Here is a 17,113-nt window from a genome sequence, read left to right as displayed (position 1 = left end):
CAATGATTTGATCTGTTAGGCCTGGCCTGGCACGAGTCATGCTCTACACTCTTGGACGAATGTCCGCTGTGCCAACCCTTCGGGAGCCGGCAAGCATTCGAAGCACAAAAAGGGCCGATGAACTGGCTCCATATAAAAACAATGTCGAGGAAAATTTGATGCGCATCGTTCCCCATATCCTGGGCGCAGCCATTGCTGCCGCTCTGATCAGCACTCCAGTTTTCGCCGCCGAACTCACCGGCACCCTGAAGAAGATCAAAGAGTCCGGCGTTATCACCCTCGGGCATCGTGACGCTTCCATTCCGTTTTCCTATATCGCGGACGCTTCCGGCAAACCGGTTGGCTACTCCCACGATATCCAGCTGAAAATCGTCGAAGCCATCAAGAAAGAACTCGACTTGCCGAACCTCCAGGTCAAATACAACCTGGTCACCTCGCAAACCCGTATCCCGCTGGTGCAGAACGGCACCGTGGACGTCGAGTGCGGCTCCACCACCAACAACGTCGAACGTCAGCAGCAAGTTGACTTCTCCGTCGGCATCTTCGAAGTGGGTACTCGCCTGCTGTCGAAAACCGCTTCGGAGTACAAAGACTTCGACAACCTGAAAGGCAAGAACGTCGTGACCACCGCCGGCACCACGTCCGAGCGCATCCTCAAGTCGATGAACGCCGACAAGCAGATGGGCATGAACGTGATCTCCGCCAAGGACCACGGTGAATCCTTCCAGATGCTGGAGACCGGCCGCGCTGTTGCCTTCATGATGGACGACGCCTTGCTGGCCGGTGAAATGGCCAAGGCCAAGAAGCCTGCTGACTGGTCGGTAACCGGTACTGCCCAGTCCTATGAAATCTACGGCTGCATGGTGCGCAAGGGCGACGAGCCGTTCAAGAAAACTGTGGACGACGCAATCATCGCGACCTACAAGTCGGGCGAGATCAACAAGATCTACGAAAAATGGTTCATGCAGCCAATCCCGCCTAAAGGCCTGAACCTGAACTTCCCGATGAGCGAGAAGATCAAGGAATTGATCGCCAATCCGACCGATAAAGCGGCTGACGATAAGAAATCCTGATTTCTGACTAACCTTATCTCCTGAAAGGGCCGCTGCCCTTTCAGGGATAGTCACTCCCTGCTGGCATTTTTGGAAACACTCGAACCGGTGGCTGTCGAGCCGCTCGTGTGTGCCTGACCGTCAAGGTCGGGCGGGAACGGAGCTTCCCCAGGCGGGCATTTGTATATCGAACGATCTGAGGGGAGACCCTAATGAATTACAACTGGGACTGGGGCGTGTTCTTCAAGTCCACCGGCGTGGGCAGCGAGACGTATCTCGACTGGTACATTTCCGGTTTGGGCTGGACCATCGCCATCGCCATAGTGGCCTGGATCATTGCTTTGACGCTGGGCTCAGTTCTGGGCGTCATGCGCACCGTACCGAATCGCATCGTGTCGGGCATCGCCACCTGCTACGTCGAGCTCTTTCGTAACGTGCCGCTGCTGGTTCAGCTGTTCATCTGGTACTTCCTGGTGCCCGACCTGCTGCCACAAAACCTGCAGGACTGGTACAAACAGGACCTGAACCCGACCACCTCGGCCTTCCTCAGCGTCGTCGTGTGCCTTGGCCTGTTCACCACCGCCCGTGTATGCGAACAGGTGCGCACCGGCATTCAGGCGTTGCCGCGCGGTCAGGAATTTGCCGCTCGCGCCATGGGCTTCAAGTTGCCGCAGATCTACTGGAACGTGCTGCTGCCCCAGGCTTACCGGATCATCATTCCGCCGCTCACCTCGGAATTCCTGAACGTGTTCAAGAACTCGTCCGTGGCCTCGCTGATCGGTCTGATGGAGTTGCTTGCGCAGACCAAACAGACCGCCGAGTTCTCCGCCAACCTGTTCGAAGCCTTCACCCTGGCGACCCTGATCTACTTCACGCTGAACATGGGCCTGATGCTGCTGATGCGCATGGTCGAGAAGAAAGTTGCCGTACCGGGCCTGATCTCCGTAGGGGGTAAATGATGGAATTCGACTTCTCGGGCATCATCCCCTCCCTGCCGGGCCTGTGGAACGGCATGGTCATGACCCTGCAACTGATGGCGCTGGGCGTGGTCGGCGGGATCATCCTCGGCACGATCCTGGCACTGATGCGCCTGTCCCACAGCAAATGGCTGTCGAACATTGCCGGCGCCTACGTCAACTACTTCCGCTCGATCCCGCTGCTGCTGGTCATCACCTGGTTCTACCTGGCGGTGCCGTTCGTACTGCGCTGGATCACCGGCGAAGATACACCGATCGGCGCATTCGCCTCGTGCATCGTGGCGTTCATGATGTTCGAAGCGGCGTACTTCTGCGAAATCGTCCGGGCCGGCGTGCAGTCGATTTCCAAGGGCCAGATGGGTGCTGCCCAAGCCTTGGGCATGACGTATGGCCAGATGATGCGTTTGATCATCCTGCCGCAAGCGTTCCGCAAGATGACCCCGCTGCTGCTGCAACAGAGCATTATTCTGTTTCAGGACACCTCGCTGGTCTACGCGGTCGGTCTGGTGGACTTCCTCAATGCCTCGCGTGCCAGTGGCGACATCATCGGCCGCTCCAATGAGTTCCTGATCTTCGCAGGGCTCGTGTACTTCACAATCAGCTTTGCCGCCTCGCTGCTGGTCAAGCGTCTGCAAAAAAGGTTTGCCGTATGATCTCTATCAAGAATGTCAACAAGTGGTATGGCGACTTCCAGGTACTGACTGACTGCAGCACCGAGGTCAAAAAAGGCGAAGTGATTGTGGTGTGCGGGCCGTCCGGTTCCGGCAAATCCACCCTGATCAAATGCGTCAATGCCCTGGAACCGTTCCAGAAAGGTGACGTGGTGGTCGATGGTACGTCCATCGCCGACCCGAAGACCAACCTGCCGAAACTGCGTTCGCGCGTCGGCATGGTGTTCCAGCATTTCGAACTGTTCCCGCACCTGACCATCACCGAAAACCTGACCATCGCGCAGATTAAGGTGTTGGGTCGCAGCAAGGAAGAAGCCACCAAGAAAGGCCTGCAATTGCTTGAGCGCGTCGGCCTCTCGGCTCACGCCCACAAGCACCCGGGCCAGCTCTCCGGTGGCCAGCAACAGCGTGTGGCGATTGCCCGCGCGCTGGCGATGGACCCGATCGTCATGCTGTTCGACGAGCCGACTTCGGCGCTGGACCCTGAAATGGTCAACGAAGTACTCGACGTGATGGTGCAATTGGCCCACGAAGGCATGACCATGATGTGCGTGACCCACGAAATGGGCTTCGCCCGTAAAGTGGCGGACCGGGTGATTTTCATGGACCAGGGCAAGATCATCGAAGACTGCAAGAAAGAGGACTTCTTCGGCGACATCACCCACCGCGCCGAGCGTACGCAGCATTTTCTTAACAAGATTCTGCAGCACTAAAACGGTACTGCTCTTTCAGGAGCAGGCTTGCTCTTGTGGCGAGGGAGCAAGCTCCCTCGCCACAGGTTCCGCGTTCGATTGGAAACCAGAGCAAACCCGTTTGCCATGCTGGTTGACCCAAGGCATCTGTGATGAAATGCGACCCCTCTCTCTATCGCGCCGCGCCGCCATCACTCGCCGTGAAACCCCGTCTGATTCGCCATCTGTTCCTCCCGCCGCTGGTCATCGCCCTGATGATCGGATTGGGTTACATCGGCTTCTGGGTCAGTGAACACTACGGGATTCGCAGCCTCAGCGAGAACGGCCAGCGTCAGCTCGAACTGCACGCACGTGCCGTCGAGAGCGAGATCAGCAAGTACACCTACCTGCCCAGCCTGCTGGAACTCGAATCCAGTGTCTCAAAGCTGTTGGCCGACCCGTCACCGGAACACCGGCAGACGGTCAATGAATACCTCGAAGGCCTGAACCGGCGCAGCCGCAGCCGGGCGATCTATGTGATGGACACCACCGGTCGCGTCATGGCCACCAGTAACTGGCGCGATGTCGACAGTTACCTGGGCGAAGACTTGTCCTTTCGCGCCTACTTCCAAAACGCCGTGCGCGGTCAGCCGGGGCGCTTCTATGGCATCGGCAGTACCAACGGCGAGCCTGGTTATTATCTGGCCCATGGCCTGGAAGAACACGGCAAGATCATCGGCGTCGCGGTGGTCAAGGTCCGCCTCGAAGCCATGGAAGAGCGCTGGCAGCGTGCGCGGCTGGAAGCTTTCGTCAGCGACGAGAACGGCATCATCATTCTGTCCAGCGATCCGGCACGGCGCCTGAAATCGGTTGTGCCGCTGAGCGACGAGACCAAGGAAAAACTGGCCCGCAGCCTTCAGTACTACTGGTTTCCACTGAACGAACTGCAGCCGCTGGCCCGGGAACAACTGGCCGAAGGTGAGGAAAAACTGACGTTCCCCGCCAACAGCGAACTCGTGTCCGATGAAGAGAACATCAGCTACCTGTCGCAAACCCGCCCATTGAGCGATACCCCGTGGAATTTCACTTTGCTCACGCCCCTGCAGGATTTGCGGCGTGAAGCGATCAATCAAGGGATTCTGGTGGCGGTGGCGTTTGCTCTGGTGGCATTCCTGCTGATCGCCTGGAACGAGCGGCGCAAGGTGATCGCCACGCGCTTGGCCGCACGGGAAGCCTTGCAGGAAGCCAACAATCAACTGGAGCGTCGGATTACCGAACGCACCACCGATCTGCGCGCGAGCAACGAACGACTCAAGGGTCAGATCCGCGAACGGCGTCTGGCCGAAGAGACGCTACGGCGCGCCCAGGATGAACTGGTGCAGGCCGGAAAGCTCGCAGCCATCGGCCAGATGTCCACCAGCATCGCCCACGAATTGAACCAGCCACTGGCAGCGCTGCGGACGTTGTCCGGCAACACCGTGCGTTTCCTTGAGCGGGGCCAGTTGGACGTTGCCAGCACCAACCTCAAGACCATCAACGAACTGATCGACCGTATGGGCCGGATCACCGCCAGCCTGCGTTCGTTCGCTCGCCGCGGTGACGACAAAGGTCAGGCCAGCCTCTGCAAAGCGGTGGATGCAGCCTTGCAGCTGCTCTGTGGTCGCGTGGAAAGCGCTCATCTGCAACTGCACCGAGACTTCGCCGATCCCCAGGTGCAGATCGACCAGACCCGCCTCGAGCAGATTCTGGTCAACCTGATCGGCAATGCCCTCGACGCCATGCAGGCGCAGCCGCTGCCAGAATTGTGGCTCGAAGGCGAAGAGTTCAATGGCAAGTATCGCCTTCGTGTACGCGACAACGGCCACGGCATCGATGCCGAAGCACGCAAACATCTATTCGAACCGTTCTTCACCACCAAACCCGGCGAACAGGGCCTGGGCCTCGGCCTGACCCTGTCAGCGAGTCTGGCCGCTGCCACCGGCGGTCATCTGGGTGTCGAACACCCGGCCAGCGGTGGTACCACCTTCGTCCTCAGTTTACCGTTGGTAAGCCCCACTCACGCCGAGCCAATATGAACAACGACCTTAGTGTGCTGATCGTCGAAGACGACCCCCATGTGCTGCTCGGCTGCCAACAGGCGCTGACCCTGGAAGACATTCCCTGCGTGGGCGTCGGCAGCGCCGAAGAAGCGCTGGAGCGGGTCGGCGACAATTTTGCAGGCATCGTCATCAGCGACATCCGCCTGCCGGGCATCGACGGCCTGGAATTGCTGACCCGACTCAAGGCCCGCGACCGCAGCCTGCCGGTGGTACTGATCACCGGCCACGGCGACATCTCCATGGCCGTCGGCGCGATGCAAAAAGGCGCCTATGACTTCATGGAGAAACCCTTCTCCCCCGAACGTCTGGTCGACGTGGCGCGCCGTGCGCTGGAGCAACGCAGCCTCGCGCGGGAAGTCTCTTCGTTGCGTCGGCAACTGGCGGAACGGGATTCCCTCGAAGGCCGGATTATCGGCCGCTCACCCGCCATGCAAAACCTGCGGGAATTGATCGCCAACGTCGCTGATACGTCAGCCAACGTGCTGATCGAAGGCGAGACCGGCACCGGTAAGGAGTTGGTCGCGCGTTGCCTGCATGACTTCAGTCGACGGCACTCCAAACAGTTTGTCGCGCTGAACTGCGGTGGTCTGCCGGAAAACCTGTTCGAAAGCGAAATCTTCGGTCATGAAGCCAACGCCTTCACCGGCGCCGGCAAACGGCGGATCGGCAAGATCGAACACGCCGACGGTGGCACGCTGTTCCTCGACGAAGTGGAAAGCATGCCGCTGCCGCTGCAAATCAAACTGCTGCGGGTGTTGCAGGAACGCACCCTCGAACGCCTCGGCTCGAACCAGAGCGTGGCAGTGGATTGCCGAGTGATCGCGGCGACCAAGTCCGACCTGGATGAGTCGAGCAAGGCTGGCGAGTTTCGCAGCGACCTGTATTACCGCTTGAACGTGGTGACCCTCGAACTGCCACCACTGCGCGAACGACGCGAAGACATCCTGCAATTGTTCGAACACTTTCTGCAGCAGTCGTCCCTGCGCTTCGACCGCGCGGTGCCGGACCTGGACAACCAGACCATGTCAAATCTCATGAGCCACGACTGGCCGGGCAACGTGCGCGAACTGCGCAACGTCGCTGAGCGCTTTGCCCTCGGCCTGCCGGCCTTCAAGAAGTCCGGCGCCAGCGGTAGCAATCAGGGCCTGGCCTTCGCCGAAGCGGTAGAAGCTTTCGAACGCAACCTGCTCAGCGATGCCTTGCAACGCAGCGGCGGCAACCTGACCCAGGCGAGCCTGGAACTGGGCATGGCCAAGACCACGCTGTTCGACAAAGTGAAGAAGTACGGGCTGAGTCACTGATGGACCTGATTCTCAAAGCAACCCTGGGCGCGGCCGTGGTGGTGATCCTCGCCGCGCTGGCCAGGACCAAAAACTATTACATCGCCGGATTGGTGCCGCTGTTTCCGACCTTTGCGCTGATTGCTCATTACATCGTCGGCAAGGGGCGTTCGCTGGAGGACTTGAAGACCACCATCGTGTTTGGGATGTGGTCGATTATTCCTTACTTCATCTATCTGGCGACGTTGTATGTGATGGTGGACCGGATGCGGTTGGAGGCTTCGTTGGCGGTGGCGGCGGTGGCTTGGTTGATGGCGGCGACTGTGCTTGTCAGTGTTTGGGTTCGCCTCCACGCCTGACCACATTCCCCTGTGGGAGCGAGCTTGCTCGCGATAGCGGTATATCAGTCGACCTCCATGGTGACTGTCAGTCCGGCATCGTCGGAACGCTGGAGCGAAGCGAGAGCTCGCGTAACGTCCATGAGTGGTAACTGCATTTTGGGACGCGTCTGACATCAATTCGTTTGCGCCCTTGTTAGCGTTGCACTGAACCCGGCTCCAGGACGTTCTGTTGTGATCAGGCCTTGGAAGGCCTTTCACACGTGTTGCATCAACGTTCCCGAGCCTGTGCCACGTCACCAGACAAGGAACACTGGATGTTTGACGCTAACCCACACGCCCGCTTCAGCCTCACAATCAACAACTTTAAACATGACCTTCAGGTGCTCAGGTTCACCGGCAAGGAACTCATCAGCCAGCCTTACGCCATTGATGTCGAACTGGTCAGCGAAAGACCGGACCTGGACCAGGAAAGCCTGCTGAATAGACAAGCCTTCCTCGCCTTCAACGACGCTGGCAACGGCATTCCCGGGCAAATTCATCGCATTTTTCAGCAATTGACCGTCCCGCAGATCATTGCGCAGGTACTAAAAGACCACGGCATTTTCAGCAGCAGCGAAATCGAGATCGGTGGTACTCCCGTGCCCGAGGCAGCCACATCGTTATCAATGCCTTGGTCAGTTGATGGCTTGTCTGCGCCACCCGAACTGCCCCCAGTGATCGCGCCCTCCCAGGGCGCGTTGATGGCGGCCAGCAAATTGCTCGGCGCGGATTTCTGCCCGATCTGCGAGGCCTGTCGAGAGGGTATCTGCCTGACGGAAGGAACCGTCGCATGGTCGACGCACTCCCCCGCCAATGGATGACCGAACAGCGGCGCTTTGGCCATGAATTATGTGGGATGCTGGATTCAGAGAATGAGCGCGAAATCCGACAGTTATTGTTGAATTCAAGCCGCTTCGACCAACACCTGAGTGTTTACGGCGCAACCCTGGTTGCCGACCTGGGAGATGCCGGGCCGTTCGTCTTCACCTTCGATCAACCCGATGACAAACGCATCGGCGAATTGCTCAAGAAACCGGAGCGTCACTGGGGTTGGCTCGCCAGCCTTCAAAAGGGTGACCTCCCCCAACTGGTTAAACACTGGCAGGAACGGTTGATCATCGGTGCGCGCCCTCATCAGGCGTTGTACCGCTTTCACGACAACCGGGTATTGGCCCGCGCTCTGGAGCATCCGCCCGCAGAGGCTTATCCGGCCTAGCTCGGGCCGGCGATCAGCGTGTGCTACTGGCAAGGGACTCGCTGGGAATGTGCCGACAACCCCGCTCCCGGCCAGTATCCGGTGCCGGACCAACCGCTCTGGCACCAAGTGCCTGTAACCGATCAGCAGGCCATGGAGATTCGTCTGGCCATGCTCACCGCTATCTGTTGGCTGAACAGGCGCAAGCCTACGCCAAACTCGCCGAGCGCAAGGATCCTGAGGCGCGGCTGCGCGACCGGGGTTGCTGCCTCGCGTTCACCGTAGGCTGCTCCACTGGCCAGCGGAACACGTTCACCTTCACCGCTGATTTGCCGCTCAACTTTGCCTACATTGCAGCGGTTTACTACGTGCCCGCGAAGGGTGAAACCTGCACCGTTGAAACAAGGGATAACTTAGCGCCCGTTTTCAATAACGAATGGCGAAAGGAATACAAACCCGATTCTGAAATCACTATTCGCAGAACTCAGAAAGGCTGCCCATTGGTGGTCAGTCGTATCAAGTTGGAAATCAACTCGGCTTATGGAAAAACCTGGAGAGATGCAAGTGGGGATGCCGCCAGCGTGGTGAGGAAAGGCAGGGCTGGGGAGATACGTGGGTCAAAGTGCCCGGCGGCTGGAAGCGTTGCATGGGCAAAAGCTTTGAGGATCAAGACGCGTATTGCTTCGATAATCACACCGATTTCAGCACCTTCAAAATGGTGGATGGGCGCACCTGCACTATTTACCCCGGCTGCACGGAATAAGGAGATTTTGACATGACGTCATTGGAAAAGGATTTGGCATCAAGCTTGAGCAGTCGCGTGCTCACCTGCCCTGACGAGTACTACCGATACCCAAGCCTTCATCACGCACAACGACGAACTGATCCTGATTGCGGTACGTGGCACCTTCGAACTCGTCGCCGATGGCTTGCGCGATGCCGATGCGTTTCAAGTGCCGTTTGAAGACACCGACAACAAAGTGCATCGTGGTTTCTACGAAGCCGCGCAGAAAGCAGCCATCTTTGTCGTCAGGTATCTGGATAAATTCTACGCAGGGCGAAAGCTCATGATTTGCGGCCACAGCCTGGATGGCGCAGTGGCGTTGTTGCTTTCGGAAATGCTGCGTCGCAGTCCTGAAGGCTACAACATCCAGCTCTACACCTACAGCGCCCCCGCGCCGGTGACGCCAACTTCGCAAAAGGCGCGGCGCCGCTGGTGCATTACCGCATGGTCAACCACAACGACCCGGTTCCGAGCGTCCCCGGCAGCAGGATGAACACCAAAGCCGGTGTTTTCGGGGCGGGGGCGGCGCTGACCTTTGTCAACGTACCCGCCGGCCTGTCGGTGTTTGTGGCGGGCATTACCAACTGGACGGGCGAGCTCTACGAACACCACGGCACGTTGCGCAGTAAACGACGTGACCTGCTGGGGCGCCCGGATGCTTATGTGCGCACCCAAAAGCGGACGCTCGATGCGATCAATCATGAGATCGATAAGGTACAAACAACACGCACTCGATTGGCGCCCCTTCGGCACCGGAGCGTTAGCGAACAAGATGTTTACGGGCTGCTTTCAGAACAACCTGAACAACTGGCAGAAAACCTGCCGCGCTGGCAGGCACATCCAGAAAATCAGGCCACTGAGCAGTTGGCCATGGCACCAAAGAGCACGAACGATGACAGCCGCATACTCTCGATTTCGATTCGATCAGTTAAACGATTGTGGCGAGGGAGCAAGCTCCCTCGCCACAGGCTTCCTACTGTGCGTAAACCTGCTGCAACTGCGCTTGCGTCAACGCATCCTCAAACGGTACCGGCACCGATTTCACCGCGCCGTAGAGATTGCGATAGCGCCAGTAGTTGCCGTTGTTGGCCAGTTGATAACCGCGCTCGACCACGCGCTGGCCATCGAGCACATAACGCAAGGTTTCCTGCGCGGCTGCCGGCGGTGCCGGTTGCATCAGGTCGGTGGCCAGCACGCGCATGGATTCGTCGATGCACTCGTCGAGCACGGCCGTGACCTTCGCCAGATCCAGGCTGCCGTCGTCAATGCATTGCTTGCCGCAACGCCGGATCGGCTGGCTGGCCACTTCGATGCGCATGCGGTACAGCGCTGAACCGGCAATGTCCTGGACCTGCACCTGATTGATCAGCAAAAAACTGCCGCGATCAGCCGTCAGCACCAGCTTGGGTTCAATCACCAGACGCGCGGTGACTTGCCCCTCCCCTTGCTTCAGCCCGGCCATTTGCGAAGCCTGTTGATAGCGCTGTTGCAGACGTTCCTGCAAAGGCACGCCGGCAAGCAGATCGGCCATCGGGCGCGAATCCTTGAGGGCAGTCTTTTCCGCATCGCGCTGCAAGCTGCCACTGCCCATTTGGGTGTTGATCAGGCTCGCCACCAGCAAACCGGCCAACCCTGCCGCATTGGAACCCGCCACCAGGTTATGACTCGACGAAGCCGCCTTCTGCGCCGCCTCGGCGTCAATCACCGTGCTTGCACCGACAAACGCCTGTGGCAGCTGCATGTCCACTTTCAGCCCATGAGCCTGGACGTAGGACCCGGCACTCTGCGACTTGAAACCGGCCTCGGGCGCCGGTTTCTGCGCGCAACCGGCGAGCATCAACAAGGCCAGCGCGCTGGCCCCCATGATCGGGCACTTCATTGCTCGAACGGCGTGATCATTTGCTGACGGCTATTGTCCATGGCCTGGTAGAAGGCATTGGACAGGTTGGTGTAGGTCGGCTCATCCCACTCGCCCTGGGCGGCTTGCACCGCGGCAAAGGGTTTGAACCACAGCAGTTTGTTGTCGACCAGATCGACCACCATGCCCTGCCCGCTCACCTGTGCCATCGGAACGCTGGTCGGCACAAATCCGTAGTAGCTGCGGGTAGCACCGGTAGCGAAGACATTCACCAGCAACAGACGATCGACACCGTAAGCGCCCTTGATCGGCGTCAGGTCACGGCCCGTATACCCTTCACGGAAACTGGTTTCCTTATAGACTTTCAGGTCAACCGGCTCGTTGATTCGCTTGACCTTGTAGCCCTTGGCTTGCAGCTTGGCGACGATGATATCCGGCAAAGTGTTCAGGTCGCGCACTTGCCATTTTTCGACGTTGTCACTGAGTTTGCTGTTGACGCCCCGATTGATCGCGTAATCGAGCATCCCCTGTTGACCGGTCAGCGCCAGCACCGGCGCCGGCACCACAGTGATGGCCACGCCGATGGTCGGCTCTTTGGCATCCCAGAATTGTTTATCCAGCGGAACAGGCGGTTGAATGTGGGCGCAGCCAGTGAGGGTCAGGCAGGCGAGCAAGGTCAAGGCTGAAAAAGTGCGTAACGCGTGAAAGGTCATGGATCAAATCCCTATGATTTAAGAACGGTGCTGCCTGTGTCGGCAGCAACGGCATAAACAATAGTGGCATATTGACACTTTTCTGACGACTGAATTTCGTCAGTTCACCGTTCCCCCCTTCACCTCGCTCATGATTTGCCGAATCGCCCCGACAAAGGTCTCCACCGGCTGGCCACCGCTGACTGCGTATTGCCCATTGAACACCACGGTCGGCACCGAACTGACACCTCGCGACAGCCACAACTGCTCTTCCTCGCGAACCTCTTTGGCGAACTCGTCCGACGCCAGAATCGCCTCGGCCCGCTGCCGATCCAGCCCAACGCTTTGCGCAATCTGCGCCAACTGACCAGGGTCGGACGGATTACCGCCATCAGTGAAATACGCCTTGAACAGCGCGTCTTTCAAATTGAACTGCAACCCTTCCAGCCCCGCCCAGAAAAGCAAGCGATGGGCATCGAACGTGTTGTAGATGCGGCTGTTGCCGTCTGTGCGAAAGGCAAACCCGACCTCGGCACCGCGCGCGCGGATCATCTCGCGATTCTTCTGCGATTGCTCAGGTGTCGAGCCGTACTTCTCGGTGATGTGTTCGGTGATGTTCTGCCCTTCAGGCGCCATCTTCGGGTTCAGTTCGAACGGCTGGAAACGGATCTCGGCCTGCACCTCGTCGCCCAGCAAATCCAGGGCTCGGGTCAGGCCGTAGAGGCCGACAACGCACCAGGGGCAGGACACATCGCTGACGAAATCGATTTTCAGGGGGGTACTCATCACACACCTCGCAGGCTTGGATTGCGCCGGAAAGTTTGAACGATACACCCGAAAGACCTACAGCAGGTTCGGTGCCGCCACCGGATCAATCTGCGCCCAATGCGAGGTGTCTTCGCGGTGGGCCTGCAAGTACGGCAACACCGCCGCCAGCAGCGGCGCCTTGAACGCCTCCTGGAAACGATGCGCCAGCCCCGGAATCAGCTTCAACTGACTGCCGCGGATATGCGCCGCCAGGTGTACGCCGTGCATCACCGGCAACAGCGGATCGGCGGTGCCATGCACCACCAGCGTCGGTACTCGCAATTGATTGAGTAGCGCGACACGACTGCGCTCGGCGAGAATCGCCATGATCTGGCGCTTCACGCCTTCGGGGTTAAATGCACGGTCATAAGAGAGCGCCGCCTGATGCAGCAGCCCCTGCCGATCATCGCTCACCGTCGGGCTGCCCAGCGCCGCCAGCAAATCGGCTTGTTGTTCCAGCGCCACTTCGCGATTCGGCGCGCCGCGTCGCGACAACAACTGCACCAACGCCGCACTCGGCGCCGGCAAGCCTTCAGCCCCGGAGCTGGTCATGATCAAAGTGAGACTTTCCACACGCTGCGGCGCCATCGCCGCCATATGCTGGGCGATCATCCCGCCCATGCTCGCGCCCAGCACGTGGAATTGTTCAACGTGCAACGCATCCATCAGGCCAAAGGCATCGTCAGCCATGTCGGTCAGGGTGTACGGCGCCGACACCGGCAAACCGAGTTTGTAGCGCAGCACTTCGAACATCAGGTTGGCGTCGACGGGCGCTTGCCGCCAGGTCGACAGGCCGACATCCCGATTGTCATAGCGAATCACCCGAAACCCCTGCTGACACAGCGCGACCACCACCTCATCCGGCCAGTGAATCAACTGACCGCCCAGGCCCATCACCAGCAACAACGCGGGGTCGGACGCACGGCCGATGCTCTGGTACGCCAGGCTCACCTGCGCCAGATCGACATGCTTGGTCGGAACATTGATATCGCAACGAGACGCCGCCAGGGACGGCAAGCCAAACAACAGCGCGGCCAGGAAAACCGCTGTCGAGAAAAATCGTGCACACATGAAAAAACACCGAAACGCAAAACCCCAGTAGAGCGCGAGTCTGATGAAGTTTGTTCAAGCGCGCTGCCACAGTTGCGTGACAGTTTGATGAAGAGTGCTGAACGGTCGTATTTGCACAGAAGAACGTTCCCACGCGCGGGAACGATCAGATCAAATCAGGCCAACTGACTGCGCAATTGCCGAGCCGCCGCCACCATGTTCACCAACGCCGCCTCAGTCTCAGGCCACGCCCGAGTCTTCAACCCGCAATCCGGATTCACCCACAACCGCTCGGCTGGAATCCGTTTCACCGCTTTGCTCATCAACTTGACCATTTCGGCCGTGTCCGGCACCCGTGGCGAGTGGATGTCATAGACCCCCGGGCCGATGTCGTTCGGGTAGTCGAACGCTTCGAAAGCCTCCAGCAATTCCATGTCCGAACGCGAGGTTTCGAGGGTGATCACGTCGGCGTCCATGGCCGCGATGGACTGGATCACGTCGTTGAATTCGCTGTAGCACATGTGGGTGTGGATCTGGGTTTCGTCCCGCACACCGGATGCGCTCAAGCGGAAGGCTTCCACCGCCCAGTCGAGGTATTCCTGCCATTGCGCACGGCGCAGCGGCAAGCCTTCGCGGAAGGCGGCTTCGTCGATCTGCACGATTTTGATGCCGGCGGTTTCCAGGTCGACCACTTCGTCGCGCAGGGCCAGCGCCAACTGCTGCGCCTGGATTTTGCGCGAGACGTCTTCACGGGGGAACGACCACATCAGCATGGTCACGGGACCGGTGAGCATGCCCTTCATGACCTTGTCGGTCAGGCTCTGCGCGTAGGTGATCCAGTCGACCGTCATGGCGGTCGGGCGGCTCAGGTCACCATAGATGATCGCCGGTTTAACGCAGCGCGAACCGTAGCTCTGCACCCAGCCGAAACGGGTGAACAGGTAGCCGTCCAATTGCTCTGCGAAGTACTCGACCATGTCGTTACGCTCGGCTTCACCGTGCACCAACACGTCCAGTCCCAGGCGTTCCTGGACTTGCACGGCATGGCGGATTTCGCTGTGCATGGCGTCGGTGTAGTCGTTGGCCGACAGCTTGCCTTGCTTGAACGCTTGCCGCGCCAGACGAATCGAACCGGTCTGCGGGAACGAGCCAATGGTCGTGGTCGGGAATGCCGGCAGTTTCAACCGCGCACGTTGCTGCTCGATGCGTTTGGCAAACGGCGAATGGCGTTGGCTGTCCGCTGCGCCGATGGCAGCGATACGCGCCTGAACTTCGGCTTTATGGATACGCGGTGACTCGGCGCGGCTAGCCTGAATCGCACGACTTTCGGCCAGGGCGGCTTGCACTTTGGGCGATTGCGGGTCGTTCAGGGCATCGCGCAGCACGGCGATTTCGCCGCACTTTTGTACGGCGAAAGCCAACCAGCTTTTCAGTTCAGGATCGAGTTTGTCTTCGCGATCCAGATCCACCGGGCTGTGCAGCAGCGAGCAGGAACTGCTGACCCACAGGTTGTCACCAAAACGCTCCTGGGCCGGTTGCAGTTGCGCGAGGACTTGCTCCAGCTCGCAGCGCCAGACGTTGCGGCCGTTGACCAGACCCACCGAGAGAATCTTGTAAATCGGCAGACGGTCCAGCACCTGGCCGAGCTGATCCGGGGCGCGCACGGCATCGATGTGTAAACCTTGTACCGGCAGGCTGACCGCCAGGCCGAGGTTGTCTTCCAGACCACTGAAGTAGGTCGCCACCAGTTTTTTCAGCGGCGAGTATTGAAGGATGTGATAGGCGCGTTCGAAGGCGTTTTTCCAGGCCTGTGGCAGGTCAAGGGTCAGGATCGGCTCGTCAATCTGCACCCACTCAACGCCTTGAGCGGCGAGGCGACCGAGGATTTCGCCGTAGATCGGCAGCAGGCGTTCCAGTAGGTCGAGTTTGTCGAAGTCGTTGCCTTTGGCTTTGCCCAGCCACAAGTAAGTCAGTGGGCCGATGATCACCGGTTTGACGTTGTGGCCGAGGGCCTTCGCCTCGTCGACTTCGTCGAACAACTGTTCCCAGCTCAGCTTGAACTGCTGGTCAGCGGTGAATTCCGGGACCAGGTAATGGTAGTTGGTGTCGAACCACTTGGTCAGTTCCTGGGCGTATTGCGCTTTGCTGTGTTCGCCGCCGCAGCAGGCAGCCGTGGCGCCACGGGCCATGGCGAACAGGGTGTCGAGGGTCGGCAGGCCGCGTGAGTTCTTGGCGCTGTCGAAACGCTCGGGGATCACACCGAAGGTCAAGGAATGGGTCAGAACCTGGTCGTACCAGGCGAAGTCGCCCACGGGCAGCAGGTCGATACCGGCGTCTTTCTGCAATTGCCAGTGGGTGGCGCGCAGTTGGCGGCCGACGCTTTTCAGCGCGTCCTGATCCAGATCGCCCTTCCAGTAGGATTCGAGGGCTTTTTTCAGTTCGCGGTCAGCGCCGATGCGCGGAAAACCAAGTGTGTGGGCCAGAGCCATGGTGAATTTCTCCCTGTATAAGATGGCCCTATTGTCGACAGCCAACCCAACATGAGACAAACTCAACCTTTTCGTGTTGATCACAAGTTTTCCTCATGGAGCCCCCCGGTGCTTGAAATCCGTCACCTGAAGACCCTGCACGCCTTGCGCGAAGCCGATAGCCTGGTGGATGCGGCCGACCGCCTGCACCTGACGCAGTCCGCCCTGTCCCATCAGTTCAAGGAGCTTGAGGAACGGCTGGGGATGCCGCTGTTCGTGCGCAAGACCAAACCGGTGCGCTTCACCAGCGCGGGTTTGCGACTGCTGCAACTGGCCGACGCCACCCTGCCGTTGCTGCGCGGTGCCGAGCGCGATATCGCGCGGCTGGCCGGTGGCACCGCGGGGCGTTTGCACATGGCGATCGAGTGCCACAGCTGCTTCCAGTGGCTGATGCCGACCATCGACCAGTTCCGCGATGCCTGGCCGGAAGTCGAACTGGACCTGGCCTCGGGGTTCTCCTTCGCCCCGTTGCCTGCGCTGGCCCGTGGCGATCTGGATTTAGTGGTGACCTCCGATCCGCTGGAACTGGCCGGGATCACTTACGTGCCGTTGTTCACCTACGAAGCGATGCTCGCGGTGGCCAACCAGCACCGTTTGGCGAGCAAGGCCTACATCGTTCCGGAAGATTTGCTCACCGAAACGCTGATCACCTACCCAGTGGAACGTGATCGGCTGGACATCTTCACCCGCTTCCTCGAACCGGCCGATATCGAACCGGCGCAGGTCCGCACGTCGGAACTGACGGTGATGATGATGCAATTGGTGGCCAGCGGTCGCGGCGTGTGCGGCATGCCCCATTGGGCGCTGCATGAATACAGCTCACGGGGTTATGTGAAGGCCAAGCGGCTGGGCGAGAAGGGTTTGTTTGCGACGCTATACGCCGGGATTCGGGCCGACATGCTGGATGCGCCGTATATGCGCGATTTTTTGCTGACGGCCAAGGACACGTCGTTCTCGACATTGGATGGTGTCAGCGCAGTGCGCTGATCAGTCGAGGGTGCCCCCAAATGCGATCTGTAATTGGATGGACTCGCCCAAGCCGAGGCGTCAATGCGCCACGGTGGCAGTC

Annotated in this window: 14 protein-coding genes and 3 pseudogenes; 12 read left to right on the top strand and 5 right to left on the bottom strand. The window is 59.4% G+C overall.

Features of this window, described 5'->3' with window-relative positions; translation table 11 throughout:
* The first annotated feature begins 158 nt into the window (after nt 1-158).
* The 11 genes and pseudogenes from QK293_RS02240 to QK293_RS02190 all read left to right on the top strand — a co-directional run.
* Nucleotides 159-1,073, top strand: a complete 915-nt coding sequence (locus tag QK293_RS02240; protein WP_282375351.1) for a glutamate/aspartate ABC transporter substrate-binding protein — start codon at nt 159-161, stop codon at nt 1,071-1,073.
* Nucleotides 1,074-1,264: 191 nt separating this feature from the next.
* Nucleotides 1,265-2,011 (top strand): amino acid ABC transporter permease, encoded by a 747-nt coding sequence (locus QK293_RS02235; RefSeq protein WP_282375350.1) that lies wholly within the window; start codon nt 1,265-1,267, stop codon nt 2,009-2,011.
* Nucleotides 2,011-2,682 (top strand): ABC transporter permease subunit, encoded by a 672-nt coding sequence (locus tag QK293_RS02230; protein ID WP_282375349.1) that lies wholly within the window; start codon nt 2,011-2,013, stop codon nt 2,680-2,682. The genes QK293_RS02235 and QK293_RS02230 overlap by 1 nt, the downstream gene beginning before the upstream one ends.
* On the top strand, nt 2,679-3,413 hold the full coding sequence (locus QK293_RS02225) for an amino acid ABC transporter ATP-binding protein (protein ID WP_109634476.1): 735 nt from the start codon (nt 2,679-2,681) through the stop codon (nt 3,411-3,413). Before QK293_RS02230 ends, QK293_RS02225 begins: the two co-directional genes overlap by 4 nt.
* A gap of 131 nt (nt 3,414-3,544) precedes the next feature.
* Nucleotides 3,545-5,446, top strand: a complete 1,902-nt coding sequence (locus QK293_RS02220; RefSeq protein WP_282375348.1) for a sensor histidine kinase — start codon at nt 3,545-3,547, stop codon at nt 5,444-5,446.
* Entirely contained in the window at nt 5,443-6,771 is a 1,329-nt protein-coding gene (locus tag QK293_RS02215) for a sigma-54 dependent transcriptional regulator (protein WP_282375346.1), read from the top strand. The genes QK293_RS02220 and QK293_RS02215 overlap by 4 nt, the downstream gene beginning before the upstream one ends.
* A gap of 8 nt (nt 6,772-6,779) precedes the next feature.
* Nucleotides 6,780-7,109 (top strand): GlpM family protein, encoded by a 330-nt coding sequence (locus QK293_RS02210; protein ID WP_282375754.1) that lies wholly within the window; start codon nt 6,780-6,782, stop codon nt 7,107-7,109.
* Nucleotides 7,110-7,405: 296 nt separating this feature from the next.
* A pseudogene (locus tag QK293_RS02205) lies at nt 7,406-7,693 on the top strand (type VI secretion system tip protein VgrG); the annotation flags it as partial.
* A gap of 227 nt (nt 7,694-7,920) precedes the next feature.
* A complete protein-coding gene (locus QK293_RS02200; RefSeq protein WP_282375345.1) occupies nt 7,921-8,346 on the top strand; it encodes a DUF4123 domain-containing protein in 426 nt (141 codons plus the stop codon).
* A gap of 227 nt (nt 8,347-8,573) precedes the next feature.
* A pseudogene (locus tag QK293_RS02195) lies at nt 8,574-9,088 on the top strand (hypothetical protein).
* A gap of 82 nt (nt 9,089-9,170) precedes the next feature.
* A pseudogene (locus QK293_RS02190) lies at nt 9,171-10,006 on the top strand (lipase family protein); the annotation flags it as partial.
* 76 nt (nt 10,007-10,082) lie between these two features.
* Here QK293_RS02190 and QK293_RS02185 read toward each other — a convergent pair.
* From QK293_RS02185 to metE, 5 genes are all read right to left on the bottom strand, one after another.
* Nucleotides 10,083-10,988, bottom strand: coding sequence for a hypothetical protein (locus tag QK293_RS02185; protein WP_282375344.1), 906 nt, complete (start codon nt 10,986-10,988; stop codon nt 10,083-10,085).
* Complete coding sequence (locus tag QK293_RS02180) at nt 10,985-11,680, bottom strand: hypothetical protein (protein WP_282375343.1); 696 nt, start codon at nt 11,678-11,680, stop codon at nt 10,985-10,987. The genes QK293_RS02185 and QK293_RS02180 overlap by 4 nt, the downstream gene beginning before the upstream one ends.
* A 99-nt stretch (nt 11,681-11,779) precedes the next feature.
* On the bottom strand, nt 11,780-12,445 hold the full coding sequence (locus QK293_RS02175) for a DsbA family oxidoreductase (protein WP_282375342.1): 666 nt from the start codon (nt 12,443-12,445) through the stop codon (nt 11,780-11,782).
* A gap of 57 nt (nt 12,446-12,502) precedes the next feature.
* Nucleotides 12,503-13,537, bottom strand: coding sequence for an alpha/beta hydrolase (locus QK293_RS02170; protein WP_282375341.1), 1,035 nt, complete (start codon nt 13,535-13,537; stop codon nt 12,503-12,505).
* 155 nt (nt 13,538-13,692) lie between these two features.
* Entirely contained in the window at nt 13,693-16,005 is a 2,313-nt protein-coding gene (gene metE / locus QK293_RS02165; protein ID WP_282375340.1) for a 5-methyltetrahydropteroyltriglutamate--homocysteine S-methyltransferase, read from the bottom strand.
* Between the two features lie 108 nt (nt 16,006-16,113).
* Between metE and metR the strand changes: the two genes are divergently transcribed.
* Nucleotides 16,114-17,031: a transcriptional regulator MetR gene (gene metR, locus QK293_RS02160; protein WP_131060908.1), complete on the top strand. Its 918-nt coding sequence runs from the start codon at nt 16,114-16,116 to the stop codon at nt 17,029-17,031.
* Nucleotides 17,032-17,113 lie beyond the last annotated feature (82 nt).

The organism is Pseudomonas sp. AL03 (assembly GCF_029960815.1).
Classification (GTDB): Bacteria; Pseudomonadota; Gammaproteobacteria; order Pseudomonadales; family Pseudomonadaceae; genus Aquipseudomonas.
The sequence above is the reverse complement of the archived record's forward strand: the minus strand, read 5'-3'. Positions and strand labels throughout refer to the sequence as shown.

Coding starts and splice junctions, on each gene's coding strand:
- QK293_RS02240 (WP_282375351.1), top strand. CDS start 159: ATGCGCATCGTTCCCCATATCCTGGGCGCAGCCATTGCTGCCGCTCTG.
- QK293_RS02235 (WP_282375350.1), top strand. CDS start 1,265: ATGAATTACAACTGGGACTGGGGCGTGTTCTTCAAGTCCACCGGCGTG.
- QK293_RS02230 (WP_282375349.1), top strand. CDS start 2,011: ATGGAATTCGACTTCTCGGGCATCATCCCCTCCCTGCCGGGCCTGTGG.
- QK293_RS02225 (WP_109634476.1), top strand. CDS start 2,679: ATGATCTCTATCAAGAATGTCAACAAGTGGTATGGCGACTTCCAGGTA.
- QK293_RS02220 (WP_282375348.1), top strand. CDS start 3,545: ATGAAATGCGACCCCTCTCTCTATCGCGCCGCGCCGCCATCACTCGCC.
- QK293_RS02215 (WP_282375346.1), top strand. CDS start 5,443: ATGAACAACGACCTTAGTGTGCTGATCGTCGAAGACGACCCCCATGTG.
- QK293_RS02200 (WP_282375345.1), top strand. CDS start 7,921: ATGGTCGACGCACTCCCCCGCCAATGGATGACCGAACAGCGGCGCTTT.
- QK293_RS02185 (WP_282375344.1), bottom strand. CDS start 10,988: ATGAAGTGCCCGATCATGGGGGCCAGCGCGCTGGCCTTGTTGATGCTC.
- QK293_RS02180 (WP_282375343.1), bottom strand. CDS start 11,680: ATGACCTTTCACGCGTTACGCACTTTTTCAGCCTTGACCTTGCTCGCC.
- QK293_RS02175 (WP_282375342.1), bottom strand. CDS start 12,445: ATGAGTACCCCCCTGAAAATCGATTTCGTCAGCGATGTGTCCTGCCCC.
- QK293_RS02170 (WP_282375341.1), bottom strand. CDS start 13,537: ATGTGTGCACGATTTTTCTCGACAGCGGTTTTCCTGGCCGCGCTGTTG.
- metE (WP_282375340.1), bottom strand. CDS start 16,005: ATGGCTCTGGCCCACACACTTGGTTTTCCGCGCATCGGCGCTGACCGC.